Annotated in this window: 10 protein-coding genes; 8 read left to right on the forward strand and 2 right to left on the reverse strand. The window is 62.5% G+C overall.

Features of this window, described 5'->3' with window-relative positions; translation table 11 throughout:
- Window positions 1–78: 78 nt before the first annotated feature.
- Window positions 79–330 (reverse strand): acyl-CoA carboxylase subunit epsilon, encoded by a 252-nt coding sequence (locus RIN13_RS08730; protein ID WP_309106947.1) that lies wholly within the window; start codon window positions 328–330, stop codon window positions 79–81.
- Window positions 327–1,910 carry an acyl-CoA carboxylase subunit beta gene (locus RIN13_RS08735; protein WP_309106948.1) on the reverse strand — a complete coding sequence of 528 codons (1,584 nt, stop codon included), beginning with the start codon at window positions 1,908–1,910 and terminating at the stop codon, window positions 327–329. Before RIN13_RS08735 ends, RIN13_RS08730 begins: the two co-directional genes overlap by 4 nt.
- Window positions 1,911–2,115: 205 nt before the next feature.
- Here RIN13_RS08735 and RIN13_RS08740 point away from each other — a divergent pair, with 205 nt between their 5' ends.
- The 8 genes from RIN13_RS08740 to RIN13_RS08775 all read left to right on the forward strand — a co-directional run bounded on the left by RIN13_RS08740 (window position 2,116) and on the right by RIN13_RS08775 (window position 17,458).
- A complete protein-coding gene (locus RIN13_RS08740; protein WP_309106949.1) occupies window positions 2,116–3,006 on the forward strand; it encodes an NAD(P)-dependent oxidoreductase in 891 nt (296 codons plus the stop codon).
- A gap of 50 nt (window positions 3,007–3,056) precedes the next feature.
- The gene (locus RIN13_RS08745; protein WP_309106950.1) at window positions 3,057–4,049 is read left to right on the forward strand and encodes a biotin--[acetyl-CoA-carboxylase] ligase; all 993 of its coding nucleotides are present in this window, start codon (window positions 3,057–3,059) and stop codon (window positions 4,047–4,049) included.
- Between the two features lie 301 nt (window positions 4,050–4,350).
- Window positions 4,351–4,680: a PH domain-containing protein gene (locus tag RIN13_RS08750; protein ID WP_309107014.1), complete on the forward strand. Its 330-nt coding sequence runs from the start codon at window positions 4,351–4,353 to the stop codon at window positions 4,678–4,680.
- A gap of 208 nt (window positions 4,681–4,888) precedes the next feature.
- Window positions 4,889–5,983 carry an adenylate/guanylate cyclase domain-containing protein gene (locus RIN13_RS08755; RefSeq protein ID WP_309107015.1) on the forward strand — a complete coding sequence of 365 codons (1,095 nt, stop codon included), beginning with the start codon at window positions 4,889–4,891 and terminating at the stop codon, window positions 5,981–5,983.
- A 271-nt stretch (window positions 5,984–6,254) separates the two neighbouring features.
- Entirely contained in the window at window positions 6,255–12,350 is a 6,096-nt protein-coding gene (locus RIN13_RS08760) for an Ig-like domain-containing protein (RefSeq protein WP_309106951.1), read from the forward strand.
- A gap of 111 nt (window positions 12,351–12,461) precedes the next feature.
- Window positions 12,462–13,433, forward strand: coding sequence for a MoxR family ATPase (locus RIN13_RS08765; RefSeq protein WP_309106952.1), 972 nt, complete (start codon window positions 12,462–12,464; stop codon window positions 13,431–13,433).
- A gap of 51 nt (window positions 13,434–13,484) precedes the next feature.
- Window positions 13,485–14,834: a DUF58 domain-containing protein gene (locus RIN13_RS08770; protein ID WP_309106953.1), complete on the forward strand. Its 1,350-nt coding sequence runs from the start codon at window positions 13,485–13,487 to the stop codon at window positions 14,832–14,834.
- Window positions 14,831–17,458, forward strand: a complete 2,628-nt coding sequence (locus tag RIN13_RS08775; RefSeq protein WP_309106954.1) for a transglutaminase-like domain-containing protein — start codon at window positions 14,831–14,833, stop codon at window positions 17,456–17,458. Before RIN13_RS08770 ends, RIN13_RS08775 begins: the two co-directional genes overlap by 4 nt.
- Window positions 17,459–17,626: the final 168 nt, after the last annotated feature.

The following is a 17,626-nucleotide window of genomic DNA, read 5'->3' on the forward strand; positions in this document are numbered from 1 at the left end:
GGTTTCCGCAGCAGGGGCCTCCGCCGCCGAGGGTCCCCTGGCCGAGCGCAGCGAGGTTAGGGAGGCGGTGGGGACGAGTCAGCCGCGGCTGCGTTTCCAGGCCCCTGGCCCTGGTGTGGGCGCCAGCCGAAGTTGCTGACGCCTGACCCAGCCACGGATGGTGGGCTTCGTCGGTTCGGCTTGTTCTGCGCCACCGAGTGAAAGCACGACGGCGGTCAGCGCCGCGAGCTCCTCGGCTGTGGGATCGCCTCTTGTCACGGAGAAGAGCGGCGGCGCCAGAGGTGTCGCTGTTTCTTCGCCTTCGCTCCCGGCAGGAAGTTCAGTGCTCACAGCGGGATGTTTCCGTGCTTCTTGGCCGGAAGGCTGGCACGCTTGTCCCGCAAGGCCCGGAGCCCCTTAATGATCTGGACCCTCGTTTCGGACGGCACAATGACGGCGTCGACATAGCCGAGCTGCGCGGCCTGGTATGGGTTCAGAAGTTCTTCCTCATACTGCCTGATAACTTCTGCCCGCTTGGCTTCAACGTCACCGCCGTCGGCCGCCACCGCCGCGAGGTCGCGGCGGTACAAAATGTTGACGGCGCCCTGCGCTCCCATAACGCCGATCTGCGCCGTGGGCCACGCCAGATTGAGGTCAGCCCCCAGTTTTTTCGAACCCATGACGATGTACGCCCCGCCGTAGGCTTTCCTGGTGATAACGGTGACCTTGGGGACAGTGGCTTCAGCATAGGCGTACAGCAGTTTGGCTCCACGGCGGATGATGCCCTGGAACTCCTGGTCCTTGCCCGGCAGGAAGCCGGGGACGTCCACCAAAGTGATGATGGGAATGTTGAAGGCGTCGCAATGGCGGACAAAGCGCGCGGCTTTCTCAGAAGCGGAGATGTCCAGGGTGCCGGCGAACTGCATGGGCTGATTGGCCACGATGCCTACGGTGTGCCCTTCGACCCGTCCGTAGCCAATCATGACGTTCGGGGCGTAGAGGGCCTGCATCTCCAGGAAGTGGGCGTCGTCCACGATCTGTTCAACGACCTTGCGCATGTCGTAGGGCTGGTTCGCGGAATCCGGGATCAGCGTATCCAGCGCGAGGTCGTCGTCGTCGAGCTCGAGCTCCTGCTGGTGCTCAAGCACAGGGGCCTCAGCGAGGTTGTTCGAGGGCAGGAAGTCGAGCAGTTCGCGGACGAACTCGATGGCATCGGCTTCGTCAGCAGCAAGGTAAGTGGAGGTTCCGGTGGTGGCGTTGTGCTGGCGTGCGCCCCCCAGGGTTTCCATGTCCACGTCCTCACCGGTGACGGTCTTGATGACGTCCGGGCCGGTGATGAACATGTGCGAGGTCTTGTCCACCATGACCACATAGTCAGTGAGCGCGGGGGAGTACGCTGCGCCACCGGCCGATGGGCCCATAATGAGGGAAATCTGGGGTACAACGCCGGATGCGTGGACGTTGTTGCGGAAGATATCGGCGAACATCGCCAACGAGGCCACGCCCTCCTGGATCCTCGCCCCGCCGCCATCGAGGATGCCCACCACAGGGCAGCCATTGCGAAGGGCGAACTCCTGGACCTTGACGATCTTTTCACCGTTGACCTGGCTCAGGGACCCGCCGTAGACGCTGAAGTCCTGGCTGTACACAGCAACCGGCCGCCCGTCCACCGTACCGTAGCCGGAAACGAGCCCGTCTCCAAGCGGCTTCTTCTTTTCCATTCCGAAAGCGGTGGAACGGTGCACGGCGAGGGCGTCGAACTCGACGAACGAGCCTTCGTCGAGCAGGAGATCGATGCGTTCCCGGGCGGTATTCTTGCCGCGCGCATGCTGCTTTTCGATCGCTTCGGGGCCGGAGGGCTGTTCCGCACGCGCCTGGCGATCGCGGAAATCTGCAATCTTTCCCGCTGTCGTGGTCAGATCGTGGCTCATCAAGTGTCTCCGGCTCTGTAGCTGATTAGTCGCTGGCTCCCGGGTGCGGAACTTAAGTAGCATCCACACAAAATCCGGGCCCCGCTGGCTAGTCTAGTAACGTTTTGGACCCGCATGGCTGTAGAAAACCTACAAGGTTCACTGCTCGGGTCGGCTTGGTCGAACATGTTACTCACCAGTAACATACTTCGGCTAGAGTGTTCTCATGACTTCAAGCAACGTTGCTTCGGGCGCCGCAGCAGAGCCGTACAAGGCCGCCGGTTCCCTTTCCGGCCGAACCATCCTGATGTCCGGTGGAAGCCGCGGGATCGGTTTGGCCATTGCCCTGCGCGCCGCCAGAGACGGTGCCAACATCGCGCTGATGGCCAAGACAGGGACGCCCCATGCAAAGCTGGAAGGCACTGTTTTCAGTGCCGCGGATCAGCTGGTGGAAGCCGGTGGCCAAGCGTTGCCCATCGTTGGGGACGTCAGGAACGACGACGACGTCGCGGGCGCCGTTGATGCCGCCGTCGAGCGGTTCGGCGGGATCGACGCAGTGATCAACAATGCCTCGGCCATTGACCTCTCAAGCACCGACGCCATTGATATGAAGCGCTACGACCTGATGCAGGACATCAATGTCAGGGGCACGTTCCTGCTGTCCAAGCTGGCCCTTCCGGCGTTGCGCCGCTCCGATAACGGCCACATCCTGACGCTGTCTCCGCCCTTGAACCTTGATCCGAAATGGGCCGGCATGCACTTGGCGTACACCATGGCCAAGTATGGGATGAGCCTCACCACACTTGGTCTCGCAGAAGAACTCAAAGCAGACGGTATCAGCGTCAATTCACTGTGGCCGCGGACCCTCATTGATACCGCTGCCATCCGGAACATGCCCGGTGGCAGCCAGTTGGTCCAGGCGGCCCGTGGTCCCGGAATCGTCGCCGATGCTGCCCATGCGGTGCTGACCGGAAGCAATTCAGTGTCTGGTTCCGCTTCCCGGAGCGGAAATTTCTACACAGACGAGGAAGTCCTGATTGCCGCCGGAGTCACGGACTTTTCCCCTTACAGCCTTGGTGCGCCTGAGAACCGGCTTGTTCCTGACATTTTCCTTTGAGCCTGGCGCGCGGAGGCGCCGCCGCGGTGGCAACTCGATAGGATTCAGCTATGGAAGCCCCCCAGTCGGATAACAGCCAGGAACCCGTTGACTTTCCAGAGCACGCCGCACGGGAAGCCGAGCGCAAAGGCCTGGACCGGACAGCGCTGGTAAATGAGGATTTCCTGGCCGCCACTGGAATTCCGCGGATCACGGTGGTGGATTCCACCGGCTCTACGAATGCCGATCTGCTGGAAGCAGTCAGTGCTGACCCGCGGTCCTGGCCAGACCTTTCTGTATTGACGACCGAGCACCAGACCGCCGCCCGGGGACGGCTTGGCCGCAGCTGGGAAGCCCCGCCGCTGAGCTCAGTGTTGGTCTCAGTGGTCCTCCGGCCTGTGAACGCGGAGGGCCGTCCGCTGCCCACCCAGAGCTACTCCTGGTTCTCGCTCCTCGGGGCCCTGGCCCTGCGCGAGGCGCTCCTGGAGACGGCCGGCATCCCTGCCGAACTTAAGTGGCCCAACGACGTCATAGTCCGCGGACGAAAGATCGCCGGGATTTTGGCCCAGCTGGGCCCGATGGGGGATGCGGGCGTGCCTCCTGTTGTTCTGGGAACCGGACTCAACGTCACGTTGACCCAGGAGGAGCTTCCCGTTCCCACCGCTACGTCTGTCTTGCTCGAAGAGGCCCAAACCGTAGACCGCACGGTTCTGCTGAAAGGCTACCTTTCCCGGTTCGCCACCTTGTACCGCAGCTTCTGCAACGCCGACGGCGACCCCGCTGCAGGGATGGCGGGTGGGCCTTCCCTGCACAAGCGGGTGCAGGGCGTTCTGGTGACGTTAGGAAAGCAGGTGCGCGCTCAACTGCCCGGGGATCACGAGATTATCGGCCATGCCACACGGCTTGACGAGTATGGATCCCTTCTTGTGGTTGACGCTGCTTCACATGAGCATGTGGTGACCGCCGGCGACGTCGTTCACCTCCGTCCCTGGACTCCGCCAGGGCAAGACGGTTCGAAAGAGTCAAGCGGTTCGCGGGGCCCGACCGAGAGCGGTTATGCGTAGACAGCTGTTGCCGGGTGAACAGGTGATAGTGGTCACGCGGCCTCAGCCCAGGACTTTGATTATCCCGGCCGCACTCTTCATCGCAGTCCCTGCAGTGGGTGCCTTCGCAATGGCATGGATCGTCAAAGGGGAACCTGCGAGGATGTTTCCAGTCGTCACGTCCGCTTGGACGTTTTGGCTGGTGGCTGCGTGCATCTTGCTTGTCGCCTGGGTTCTCTGCGGGTACTGCCTTCCGCGCACTCTGCGGTGGCAGTCAACGCGCTACACACTGACCAGTCAGCGCATAGTTGCCAAGTATGGAATGTTGCGGCGGAGGGAATGGCAGGTGTCCCTTGCCGCTATTCGGCAGGTCTGGGTGGTTCAGTCGGTACTTCAACGCATATTGCGTTCAGGGAATATATCCTTGGATACCGGGCATCATGATCCAGCGGTGCTGGAGGACGTTCCGGAGGCGGGGAAGTTCCGTGATTTTGTCCTTGAGGCCATTGACGAACTGCCGCCGGCGTCGGTCCTGGTAGAAGAGGACAGGCCCGGAGACGGGCTCGAGGACGTGGACAGACGCTGGGAGGGCCGTGAACGACACCGGCCCTGGAGACCGAGAGAAGGTGGAAGAGATGAACGCTGGCAGTGAGCACACTGAAGCTGTGCCATTGGCATCTGCGCAGACTCAGCCACCCGGAGAGATTCCTGAATCGGCAGAATCACAGGAACGCGGAGAAGCGCGGGAACCGGAGGAATCCATTGAACCGGTGGTGGAGGCTGCCACCATTGAAGACGCGGTCCTTGAAACGGCCCCTGACTCGCCGTTCGCCAAGCCTGCTCCTGAGCGGGGTCCTCAAATGGGCGTGGAACCTCTCCGCGCCCCGCAGGATCCCCCAGCCACAGGCACTTTCTCGGCCGAGCGCCTGGCGGCAAAGGCCTTGGAGGCCCGGCTGCTGGGCGGCGAGCGAAAGCTACGGCGGCGCGAAGTTGCAGCAGGTGCAGGGCTCTCCTTGCTGTCGGCACGCAAGCTCTGGAGGGCGCTGGGCTTTCCGAATCTCGGCGACGAGGACGTCGCCTTTACTGAACGGGACCAGGCTGCCCTCTCCACCGTTGTTGATCTTGTCCGCACCGGAAAGCTGACGGAAGAGGCGGCTATTTCGGTGACGAGGTCCATCGGTCAGATGACAGACCGCATGGTGGTCTGGCAGATCGAAGCCCTCGTGGAAGACATGGTCCATCAGCAGGGAGTGCCGGACGCCGTCGCTCGCAAACGCCTGGTCAATGAACTTCCCGCCCTGGTGGACGCCCTCGAGGAAATGCTGGTGTACTCGTGGCGCCGCCAGCTCAACGCCGGCGTTCAAAGGTTGGCCGTCCGTGCCGAAGCCGGCCTGCAGGCCAGCGAAGAAGGCCGCGAAGGGGATGAAGACGACGCGCCATTGCCCTTGGCCCGTGCCGTCGGCTTTGCCGACTTGGTCTCCTATACGAGCCTCTCCCGCCGGATGAACGAAAAAACTCTCGCCCAGCTTGTGCAGCGTTTTGAGAACAAGTGCGCTGAAATCATTTCCGTCGGTGGTGGCAGGCTCGTGAAGACCGTGGGCGACGAAGTCCTGTACATCGCCGAGACCCCGGCCGCGGGCGCAGAAATCTCCCTGGCGCTTGCGGAAGCTTTCACCCAGGATGAGATTCTGCCGGAAGCCAGGGTGTCCCTGGTCTGGGGCCGGATACTGTCCCGCTTGGGCGACATTTACGGACCGACTGTGAATCTGGCGGCACGCCTTACCGCACTGGCGGACCCCGGTACTGTGCTGGTGGATTCCGTGACGGCTGCTGCTTTGGACAGCGACGAACGGTTCGTGCTGGTCCCGCAGCCTGCGGAGACCGTACGTGGTTTCGGCGAAATCCTTCCGGTACTGCTTTCGAGGGGAAGCGGCCGCGGCCTGGTCCTGGACTAGGTCTGGTCCTGGGCAACGCCGGTCCCTGCCCGGGCTGTCCTATTCATACAATTGATGGTCTTATAGGATGGTCGGATCCGTGCCGTTGTGCTGACCGAAGCGATGTCTGTCAGGCGCAGGGGAAGTACTCCCCATCGCCGGCTTTGGAATGCTTGGGTAGGCTATGGCGGGTAACGGAGAGCCCTGTATCGGGTCCGTCTTGTCTTTTATGGTCTTTGGTTGATCTTGTGCTGCTTTTGGTGGCTTCTTATTGCGGGGGAATTGTAGAGCTGTGACACATCTGTTCGGCAGGTCTGGGTCTCGTCGGCGCCGCAGTGGGTTTTTTACCGGCACTGTTTTTGCGGTGGCTGGTGCTGCGTTGGTGGTAGGTGCTGTGGTTTACCCGGGATTTAAAACCACTGAGGTGGAGTTGAACGACGGCGGCGTATGGGTCGTCAGCAAGTCCCGGAATGCTGTGGGGCGGCTGAATTATCCGTCGCGGGTCCTGGACGGGGCAGTGACGCCGGCAAGCACCACCTTTGACGTTTTGCAGAGCGCCGGGGATGTCTTTGTCGATGACCCCACGGGTTCCACCCTGAACCAGGTGTCGGCTGCCAACATGCGTCTGGGTGGGGACAAGCAGCTCCCTGGGTCGGCTGACGTCAGTTTTGGCCGCGGTGTTCTTTCAGTGACTGATCCTGGCAAGGGGACGGTGTGGGCGTTGTCGCCGTCCACAGTCAACGGTTTTGATGAGGAGTCCAGCGAGCCGGTGGTGGTGGGCTCGCAGGGTTTGGTGTCGGCGGTGGGGGCTGATGACCGGATTTACAGTGCTGATCCGAAGACTGGCAGGGTTTCGGTGACGTCGGTGGATGCTGAGGGGGTGTCCACGGGGGTTGAGGAGAGCACGTGGGAGGCTCTGAAGGGCGCAGGGGATCTGCAGTTGGCTGTGGTGGGGGATCAGCCGGTGGTGTTGGATGCTGCACGGGGGAAGCTGTTTTTGCCGGGTGGGCGTGAGTTGGCGTTGGCGGATGCGAAGGACGCGAAGCTGCAGCAGAGTGGTCCTGCTGCTGATGCTGTGGCGGTGGCCACTCCGAAGGCGTTGTTGTTGCAGCCGCTGGGCGGTTCGACGGCGAAGACGGTGACCTTCAATGGTGAGGGTGTGCCGGCTGCTCCTGTGCAGTTGGGTGGTTGTGTGCATGCTGCGTGGTCGGGGGCGAATAAGTATGTTCGTGAGTGCGCCAATGATGCTGATGACCGCAATATCGATGTTCCCAAGGCCAGTGCGTCGCCGGAGTATGTGTTCCGGGTGAACCGGGATCTGGTGGTTCTTAATGATGTGAATTCGGGCAATGTGTGGCTGGTGAACCAGAACATGCAGCTGGTGAACAACTGGGACGACGTCGTCCCACCCAAGAATGAATCCGATGAGCAGGACAAGGACTCAGCGGACAACAACACCATCAACATCCTGCCTGACCGGACCAAGCCGAACCGCCCGCCGGAAACCAAACCGGACGCGTTCGGCGTCAGGCCGGGACGCACCACCATCCTGCCAGTGCTGGACAATGATTCAGACCCGGACGGCGACGTCCTCACCGCCGCTGTTGGAGCGTCCGGCCCTAAGACAGGGAACCTGGAGAGTATTTACGGCGGAACAGCATTCCAGGTCAGTGTTCCGGCCGATGCCAAACCGGGCGTGGAAGCCTTTGACTACAACGCTTCGGACGGGCGGGGACTCTCCGCGGGTGGAAGCATCACGCTTAACGTTGTGGGTCCGGACGAGAACCGTCCCCCGGTCTTCAAGCGCGGCGAACCTACCACCATGCTGGTGGAACAGGGGAAAACGGTCAGCCAGAACATCCTGACGGACTGGATGGATCCCGACGGTGATGACCTCGTACTCATGGATGCGAAGGCGGACAACGACCAGGACCAGGTCAAGGTGCGGCGGGACGGACTCCTGACCTACCAGGACTCAGGAGCTGCCGCAGGCAAGAAAAACGTTACGGTGACCATCTGGGACGGCCGTGCCACAGTTACCGGCAAGGTTGTGATCAACGTCCAGCCTCCTGGCGCCCTGGCCCCGGTGGTGAACGCTGACCATGTCACCGCCGTCGTCGGCCAGGACCTGGTGATCGCGCCGCTGAAGAACGACGTCGACCCCAACGGCGGCGCCCTGAGGCTCGCCCAGGTGGAGGCTTCCGGTCCTGCCGAGCTTGGACCCGTCACTGACGGTGGCACATTTACTTTCCGCAGCGGGACGCCAGGGCCGGTTTACCTGACGTATATAGCCAGCAACGGTCCCCAAAGCAGCCAGGGCCTGATCCGTGTCGATGTTGAATCGGGGAAGGACACCGGTAATCCTGTGGCTGTCCACGACGTCGCCCTCATGCCCGTGGGCGGCAGCGTGCTGCTGGACCCGCTCGCGAACGACTCCGATCCTTCCGGGGGAGTGCTGGTGCTGCAGTCGGTATCCATGCCCGAAAACTCCACAGCCTCAGTGAGCGTCATCGACCACAGCGTCCTGCGCATCACCGACCTTGTGGGCACCAAGGATCCCTTTATTTTCAGTTACACCATGTCCAACGGAAAAAAGTCTGCCACGGGCAGCGTCTCCGTTGTTCCTGTCCCTGCGCCCGCCGTCGTTGAAGCACCGCAGCCCAAGCCGGACGAAGTGAACGTACGCGTCAACGACGTCGTGACCATCCCCGTACTGGATAACGACACCCACCCGCAGGGCGAAAAGCTCACAGTTGATCCTGTGTTGCCGCAAGAGGTTCCCGCGGAGGACGGGAAGAGCTTCGTGTCGGAGAATTCCCTTCGGTTCATTGCCGGGAGCCAGCCAAAGACCGTCCGCGCCATCTACAACGCCGTCGACCCCCAGGGCCAGAAGAGTGCCGCAGCGGTCACCATCCACATCCTGCCCCTTGAAGGGGCAGAGAACTCACGTCCGCAGCCGCGGAACCTGACGGCGAGGGTGGTTGCTGCCGGTTCAGTTCGGATTCCGGTGCCCCTGGACGGGATAGACCCCGACGGCGATTCCGTACAACTTACGGGCATCGACAGTTCGCCCAACATGGGCACGGCCACGGTCGGCAGCAACTTCATCGACTTTACGGCGGCGGGAGACGGCGCGGGGACCGACACCTTCCGCTACAAAGTGGTGGACCGCCAGGGTGCCGTGAACACCGGCACCGTGACCATCGGTATTGCTCCGCGAGGGGACACCAACCAGAAACCCACGCCTGTGGATGACGAAGTCAAGGTGCGCCCGGGACGCCAGATAGCCGTTGATGCCACCGGCAATGACAGTGATCCCGACGGGGACCTCATCCGCATCCTGACCGATGGTATCGAGGCAGATCCCGCACTGCAGGCCACTGTCAGCAAGCAGAGCGGCCGGATCATCCTGCTCGCACCCTCCGCCGAGGGCACAGTCAATGTCGGTTACACGATTGCAGACGATCGGGATGCGTCGGCGAAAGCCTCCATTAGCGTCTTAGCGGACAACGAGGTACCCCTCAAGGCACCTATCGCCCGCGATGACCGTGTCACCTCCGCGCAGACGTTGGGCAAGACCGCCGTCGACGTTCCCGTGCTGAAAAACGATGAAGATCCGGACGGTGTCGGGGAAAACCTGAAAGTCACCGCCCAGGCCGCGACGGCAGCTCCCGGAACCGAAGGCAACATGGTTGTGCAGCTCACCGAGCAGCCACAACTCATTCCCTACGAGGTGGAGGACGTCGACGGGCAAAAGTCTACGGCCATCATCTGGGTGCCAGGAATTGGCCAGCAGGTTCCCACGCTGTCCAAGGATGAAGTCCTCGAAGTGGTCGCCGGGCAGTCGGCCACGGTCAACCTGAATGAGTGGGTGAAGGTCCGTGAGGGGCACACGCCACGGCTGACGCAACGTGACCGCGTCAAGCTCATCGGCGCTGATGGGAGTGACCCCATCGTCGGTAACAACTCAGAATTGAAATATACGGCCGGGGCGGACTACGTCGGACCGGGTTCCATCAGCTTTGAAGTCACGGACGGGTCCGGTCCCGACGATCCGGCCGGCCTCAAATCCACGCTCAGCATCCGGACCAAGGTGCTGCCCGACCCCAACCGGAACAACCCGCCAACGTTGCTCGGAGGGTCCGTGGATGTACCCAAGGGGGATTCCGCCACCACCGACCTGGGCAAACTGACAGCAGATCCGGACCAGGACGATCTCGAAAACATGAAGTACGAGATTGTGGGCGGCAACCCCATTGGTTTCAACACCACCATCGACGGCAAGATATTGAAGGTTTCGGGCACTGACGGCGGAGCCATCGGCACTGCTGGAGCCGTGCAGGTGAAGGCAAAAGACCCAAGGGGTCTGGAAGCCACCGCCACGTTCCAGCTTGCTGTTACGGCGTCCGACCGGCCAAAGCCGGTGGCCAATGACGATCTTGAACCCAACGCGGCGGCCGGAAAACCTGTCACCGTAAACGTCTTGGGCAACGACTCCAATCCGTTCCAGGATTCTCCTCTGAAGATCATTTCCGCTCTGACGGAGACCGGCCAAGGCAGCGCCGTGGCCAACGGCGATTCGGTGACAGTGACGCCTGCCCCAGGGTTTACCGGAACACTGGTGGTGTCCTACACCGTGGCCGACAAGACGGAGGAACCGTCCCGCAACGCCACTGCGCGGATCCGCTTGACTGTCAAGGACAAACCCGTTGTGCCTACCACACCGCAGGCCCAAAGCGTCGGCGACCAAACTGCATTGCTGACGTGGCAGGCACCGGCGGACCGCGGCTCACCCATCACCAAATACACGGTGTATGGTGAAGGCGGCTTCCAGCAGGACTGCCCTGCAAACTCCTGCACCCTCACCGGGCTGACCAACAACACCAAGTACCATTTCCAGGTGACGGCGACCAACGCCATCGATGAATCCGACAGGTCCCCGGCGTCGGCTGAAGTCCGTCCGGACGTCAAACCGGACACACCGCTTGCGCCGACGCTGAAGTTCGGAGACAAGGAACTGACGGTGACTTGGGTGCCGCCGGCGAGCAAGGGTTCACCGGTGAAGTCCTATGACCTGGAAATTTCCCCTGCACCCGCAGGGCAAAACGCCCAAATCCAGAACCTTACCGCGGCCAGCTATGTTTGGAAGGGCCTTCAGAACGGCGTGGCCTACAAGCTGCGTGTCCTGGCGCGCAATGATGCCAAGGAACCATCGGAATGGAGCGCCTATTCGGCCGCCGAAGTACCTGCCGGCGTCCCGGCAACCCCTGCGGCCCCTGCGGCCTCGCAGGCAGGTTCCTTAGGGGCCGAGAGCCAACTGCAGGTCACTTGGACAGCCCCGGCCAACAATGGTGACGCAGTGTCCTCCTACACCCTCACTACGTGGCACGGGGGAGCTGCCGTGGCCAGTCAGCCTGTGACTTCGGGAACTTCCCAGAACGTGAAAGTGGCCAACTCCGAAGCCGACTACACGTTCAGCGTCTCGGCCACCAACAAGGCAGGAACCAGCGGCGACAGCGCTCGTTCCGCACCCATCAGGGCCGCGGGCAAACCAGGCACCGTGAACAGCGGGACAGTAGCAGCGAACGGCAGATCAGGGCAGTTGGACGTCACATTCACCAGACTGAACGAGTCCCAGCGCAATGGCTCCCAGGAAACAGAAATCACCTACTCCTATTCCGCAAGCACCGGGCAGTCGGGGCCAATCGCAGCCGGAGGCGGCACGATCACCGGCCTTCCAAATGGGCGGGACATCACGATCAACATCATTGCCACCTCGACCAAGAACAGTGTCTCGGGTGACGGCAAGAACATCGGGACCGGAAATCCGTACGGACCTCCGGGTGCTCCGGCGGTCTCCGGGCGGACCTCGGCCAAGGGTGACTCTGCCGTTCACTGGACGTGGAGCCCCCCTAACAACGACAACGGCAGGGCCATTACCAAATACGAAGTGAGCTACGAGAACGGCAATTGGACCAGCGTAGGCATGGACCGCAGCTACAGCCGCGACACCGGGGGATGGGATCGGCAGAAGAGACTCGAGGTCCGGGCATGCTCGGTTGTTTGTGGCGGGGCTGACGCTGCAAACTCAACTTCCGGCTCGGATCCCACCCCGCCGCCTCCTGCATCCCAGATCCAAGTGGATGCCTCCAGCGTGCGGACCTGTCCGGGTCAGCCGGGCCGGCCGGACTCCTATCAGGACGGTTCACCGGCTTCCTGTGGTGTCGGCTGGGTCGAGCGGTCCTGGGGGAGGCTGACCATCGACTGCACCAAGGACATCTATGGAAACGGAACACCTTGGTACCGGCTCACGGAATCAGCCAAGAGTGGTTGGTACGTCAAGTCCACAACAGTCGATCTGTATGGTGCGAGGCCCGGCGGATGCTGACGCCGTTCATCCCCACCGCATGACCCGGCGGCAATAAGCCGCAGCTACGCAGCTACAACGCAATGCCCCCCATACAACGCCCCACCACGATGCAAGGAAAAGGAACTACACATGACCATGACAACTGAGCAGGCCGCCTGGTTTGCAGGAACATTCGAGAAGCTCGTTGCCAACGTCGGCCACGCCGTGCTCGGTAAAGCACACGTTATCCGTTTGACTTTTACGGCCATGCTCGCGGAAGGCCATGTGCTGTTCGAGGACGCCCCGGGCACTGGTAAGACGTCGCTGGCCCGGGCGTTGGCGGCGACCGTTCAAGGTTCAAACAACCGCATCCAGTTCACCCCGGATCTCCTGCCTTCGGATGTTACCGGCGTGACCATCTATGACCAGAAGACCCAAAAGTTTGAGTTCCATAAGGGGCCGATCTTCAACAACATCGTCCTCGCCGACGAAATCAACCGCGCCTCGCCCAAGACCCAGTCCGCGCTCCTGGAGGTCATGGAGGAGTCCCGCGTGACGGTAGACGGCGTCACGTACGAGGCCGGGCGCCCGTTCATGGTGATGGCAACCCAGAACCCTATCGAGCAGGCGGGCACCTACCGCCTGCCGGAGGCACAGCTGGACCGGTTCCTCATGAAGACTTCCATCGGCTACCCTGACCACGCCTCAACTGTCCAGATCCTGGGTGGCAACAACCTTAAGGACCGGTCGAAGGACATTTCGCCGGTGATCACCACCCAGGCGATCGCTGACATGGCTGACCTGGCCGCCACCACCCACGTGGACACCGCCGTGCTCGAATACATCTCCCGGCTCTGCGAGGAGACCCGCAACGCCCCTGAGACCCGCCTGGGCGTCTCTGTGCGCGGGGCCTTGGCCATGGTTCGCGCGGCCAAGGTCTGGGCAGCAAGCCAAGGCCGGAATTTCGTTCTTCCGGACGACATCAAGGACCTTGCCGGCGTCGTATGGACTCACCGCTTTGTGATGGACCCCGAGGCCGAATTCTCCGGAGCCACCCCCGAGGCAATTCTGGCGCGTGTGCTTGCCGACGTGGCAGCTCCGCAGCAGCGCGCCAACGTTTAGCCAGAGTCCTTCCAAAACCATCCCAGTCAGTACGCGACCAAAGGCCTCATTATGTTCCGCAGCACTCCGTTAAACCGGCTTGCTGAACGCCTCCGGCGGTTCCTTCCCGCCGGGCAGTTGCTGCCCACAAAAAACAGAGGCAACCTCCTCCGTCCCTCCGCAGTCTGGACGGAAGCCCTCAGCACCGCCCAACTCGCGGTGGAGCCCGTCTGGCGCGTGGTCCGGGCGCAGTGGCTGCGCTTCGTCTGGCCTGTGCTCTCCATCGTCAGCGTGCTGGGCTGGTCCATTCTGGCTGGGTCCATCCTGCTGTGGGTGGTTGGGCAGTCCTTCGGCTGGCAGGAGGCCAAAGCAGCGGCCATAGCGGCCTTCGTGCTCTTCGTCATCGCCGTGGGATTTGTCCTTGGCAGGTCATCTTATGGGGTGATCCTGGACCTCACCCGCACCAGGGTGGCTGTTGGCGACAGTGCGGTAGGAAGCATCGCAGTATCAAACACCTCAGCCCGCCCGCTGTTGCCGGCTGCCCTTGAACTGCCGGTGGGCGCAGCGACCGCCATTTTCCACCTGCCGCGGATGAAACCCGCCCAGGTTCACGAGGATCTCTTCACTATTCCTACGGCACGGCGTGCGGTCATCGTTGTTGGCCCGGTGCGTTCCGTCCGGGCGGATCCCCTGCACCTGCTGCGGAGGCAGGTTCTGTGGACAGATCCTGAGGACCTTTATGTCCACCCCCGGACAGTGGCTTTGGCCGGATCGGCTGCCGGCTTTATCCGTGACCTCGAAGGAATGCCCACCACTGACCTGTCAAGCGCCGACGTTTCCTTTCACGCGTTGCGCGACTATGTGCCTGGTGACGACAGACGCCATATCCACTGGAAGACGACGGCGCGGACCAACAAGCTGATGGTCCGCCAGTTCGAGGAGACGCGCCGCGCGCACCTGGCCATCTCCCTGTCCATCAACACGGACGAGTACGGTTCCGAGCATGAATTCGAGATGGCCATCTCAGTGGCTGCGTCCATTGGGCGCCAAGCCATCAGGGAGCAGCGTGAGCTTGATGTCCTCACCCAAAAAGGACCGCTCCGTTGCGAGACCGGCCGGAACATGCTTGACGACATGACCAGGATCGTTGGCACCCCCATGCGCAAGACTGCAGTGGACCTCGCCCGGACGCTGGCCGACAAAGTCCCCAATGCTTCAGTCGTGTTCTTCATCGTTGGCAGCCAGGTCACCCCTGCCCAGCTGCGATCGGCGGCTGCATCCGTCCCTGCAGGCGTCCGCAGCCTGGCAGTTCGCCTTCAGCCCGGCGCCGCGCCCTCACGGGCCAACATAGCGGACCTGACTGTTCTCACCTTGGGAGACCTCTCGGATCTGGCCATCGTCCTTAGAAAGGCAGCAGCATGAGCTCCGCCACGGGACTCCGCCCCCGGCGCCAGCCCGCACCACCCGCCCAAGTGTCCCCGTTCCTGGACGGGCGGCCGGTGTGGCACTTCGCTGTCGATGTTGCAGCGCTAACCGTACTCCTGGGTCTGGGCGTGCTGGGCTTCAGCCTCAGTTACGGCGGTGACCCTTACTACCTTGTGGCCGGATGTGGTGGAATCGGCCTGGGCCTGGGCATAGCAGCCCTCAACGCCCACCTTCGGCTTGGCCTGCTGATCACGGCTGCGATTGCTTTGGCCGCCTACTTGATCCTCGGTACTGCACTTGCGGTTCCGGGCGCGGCTATTGCCGGGTTCATCCCCACCCTGGATTCTTTGCGGACCCTGCTGCTGGGCGTGGTCTTTTCCTGGAAGGACATGCTGACAGTAGGTGTGCCGGTTGGCACCGCCGGTGGCGTGCTGATCGTCCCCTTCCTGAGTTCCTTCATCACGGCCCTGGCCGCGGCCCTTCTGACCTGGCGCTCGAAGGGGCCATACTGGCCGTTGCTGCCGATCCTGGTGCTCTTTGTCACCGGCATCGCCTTCAGCACCAATGCAAGCTTCCTCACGGTGGAACGAGGGATCGCCCTGACGGTGGTGGCCATTGCCTGGGCTACCTTCCGGCGTGATGCCCTGCGGCGCAGCGATACCCGCAAGGTCTCGGTTAACAGCCCGCAGACTGATGCCTCAACCGCCCGCAGGGCACGGACCCGGCGGTTGGCCACGGCGGCGGGTGTCATTGCACTCAGTGTCGGCATCACGGCCCTGGTCTCGCCCCTGGTCACCGCCAGTGATGACCGCCGCGTCCTCAGGAATACGATCGTTCCGCCCTTCGACCCCAAGGACTACATCACCCCGCTGGCCAGCTTCCGGACCTTCGTGAAGGACAAGAAGGACGACAAGCTCTTCGTGGTCAAGGGCCTGCCCAAGGACGGGCGCGTTCGCCTCGCTGCACTTGATGCGTTCAACGGAACCAACTACAACATCGATCCCAACAGCTCAGGGAACTTCAGCAAGGTCGGTGACGCCAAATCCATCAACACGCTGGCGGACACCAACGGCATCGTGCCCACGGTTGACTACACCCTGGAAATCACCGTCGAGGACTACCAGGGCTATTTCGTTCCTGGGGGGCGGAAAACTACGGGCCTGAGCTTTTCGCAGGCCTCGAGCAATGCAGCCGCAGGGCTGTACTTCAACTCCGGCACCGATACCGCCGTGACCACGAAAGGGCTGTCCAAGGGGGACTCGTACAGCATCCAGATAGCGGATCCCGTCAAACTCGAACACGGCCAGCTCACTCAATATGACTTTGCCAAGTTCAGCATGCCTGATGCCGTTGAAGTCCCGCCCGTGGTGGGATCCCAGGCAAATGACCTTTCTGTCGACGCTCCGACCGCCGTGGACAGGGTCCGCCAGATCGAAGCGCATTTCCAGAAAAAGGGCGCCTTCAGCAATGGCCTCATCACCGAGGGCCAGTTGCCAAGTGTCTCCGGCCATGGGTCCGCACGGATCAGGAACCTCCTGACAGCAAAGCAGATGCTCGGCGACGACGAACAGTACGCCGTGGCCATGTCATTGATGCTCAGGCATCTCGGCATCCCCTCCCGGGTGGTCATGGGGTTCTATCCCGATCCCAAGAGCCCTGAAAACGGGGCAGGGGAAGTCAACATCACAGGTAAGGACGTGCACGCCTGGGTTGAGGTCGCTTTCGACCGTGTGGGGTGGGTGGCTTTCGACCCGACTCCGCCTAAGGACAACGTTCCCATCCCTCCGGATCCGGAGAGCAAGTCCAAACCCAAACCCCAGGTCCTGCAGCCGCCGCCCCCGCCACAGGAGCCGGCTGAGCTGCCGCCGGACTCCTCCCCGGACGCATTGGATGCAGATCAGAAGAAGAACAATCCCTGGCTCTTCTGGGGACCCATTTTGGCCGCCATCGGTGTGGCCATGATCCCGATAGGCATCCTTGCGCTGCCCCTGCTTCTGATTGCGTTGCTGAAGGGCCGGCGTCGAAAGGCCCGGTTCACGGAAGGCGATCCAGCCCGCCGTGTTGGCGGGGGGTGGAACGAACTCCTGAGCCTTGCAACTGACATGGGTGCAGGAGTGGATCATCGCGCCACCCGGCGGGAATCCGCCGTCGTCCTGGCTGACGCGTTCCCCGCAACCCAGTCGACTACCACCTTGCTGGCACACCGCGCCGATGCGAGCATCTTCGGCGCGGGGCAACCGAGCGAAGCGGAAGTCCGGGAATACTGGACCATCGTGGAAGGATCACTCAAGGACATGACGGGAGCTGTGGGTTTCTGGCGCCGCCAGCAGGCCAGGTTCTCGCCGCGGTCCCTCCTTGCCGATGGCAGGACGGCCCTCAGCCTGCGCGGTATGCGGCCGGTCTTGGGTGCGGGGCGCCAGCCTGAAGGAAAGGCCGGGCCTGAAGGAAGGGCTGAGCCCCCAGTCAAGGCAGAGACCCGTCCGGCCGCTTCTGTACCCTCCCGGGAGGTGCCATCCGCGGTGGCACCCTTCGGCGACGCGCCACGAGGACGCCGCGGACTTCGCGGCCAGTCCAATCCGGAGGACGACGGCACTGTCAGGAAGAACCGCAACGAGCAATGACACATGACGCAGAGCGCTGCCAGCGCTGCCAGCAGCTGATCCGCGCCGGAGCCACTTTTTGCACAGCATGTGGCGCCCCGTTGAACAACAGGGCCGCCAGGAGTATCCGCAACGTGAATCATGGTCAGCAGTCACGGGTGGAGGGGCTGTCCGCGCACCGCCCCTCAA

Source organism: Arthrobacter sp., assembly GCF_031179985.1.
Classification (GTDB): domain Bacteria; phylum Actinomycetota; class Actinomycetes; order Actinomycetales; family Micrococcaceae; genus Arthrobacter.

Coding starts and splice junctions, on each gene's coding strand:
- RIN13_RS08735 (WP_309106948.1), bottom strand. CDS start 1,910: ATGAGCCACGATCTGACCACGACAGCGGGAAAGATTGCAGATTTCCGC.
- RIN13_RS08740 (WP_309106949.1), top strand. CDS start 2,116: ATGACTTCAAGCAACGTTGCTTCGGGCGCCGCAGCAGAGCCGTACAAG.
- RIN13_RS08745 (WP_309106950.1), top strand. CDS start 3,057: ATGGAAGCCCCCCAGTCGGATAACAGCCAGGAACCCGTTGACTTTCCA.
- RIN13_RS08750 (WP_309107014.1), top strand. CDS start 4,351: ATGTTGCGGCGGAGGGAATGGCAGGTGTCCCTTGCCGCTATTCGGCAG.
- RIN13_RS08755 (WP_309107015.1), top strand. CDS start 4,889: ATGGGCGTGGAACCTCTCCGCGCCCCGCAGGATCCCCCAGCCACAGGC.
- RIN13_RS08765 (WP_309106952.1), top strand. CDS start 12,462: ATGACCATGACAACTGAGCAGGCCGCCTGGTTTGCAGGAACATTCGAG.
- RIN13_RS08770 (WP_309106953.1), top strand. CDS start 13,485: ATGTTCCGCAGCACTCCGTTAAACCGGCTTGCTGAACGCCTCCGGCGG.
- RIN13_RS08775 (WP_309106954.1), top strand. CDS start 14,831: ATGAGCTCCGCCACGGGACTCCGCCCCCGGCGCCAGCCCGCACCACCC.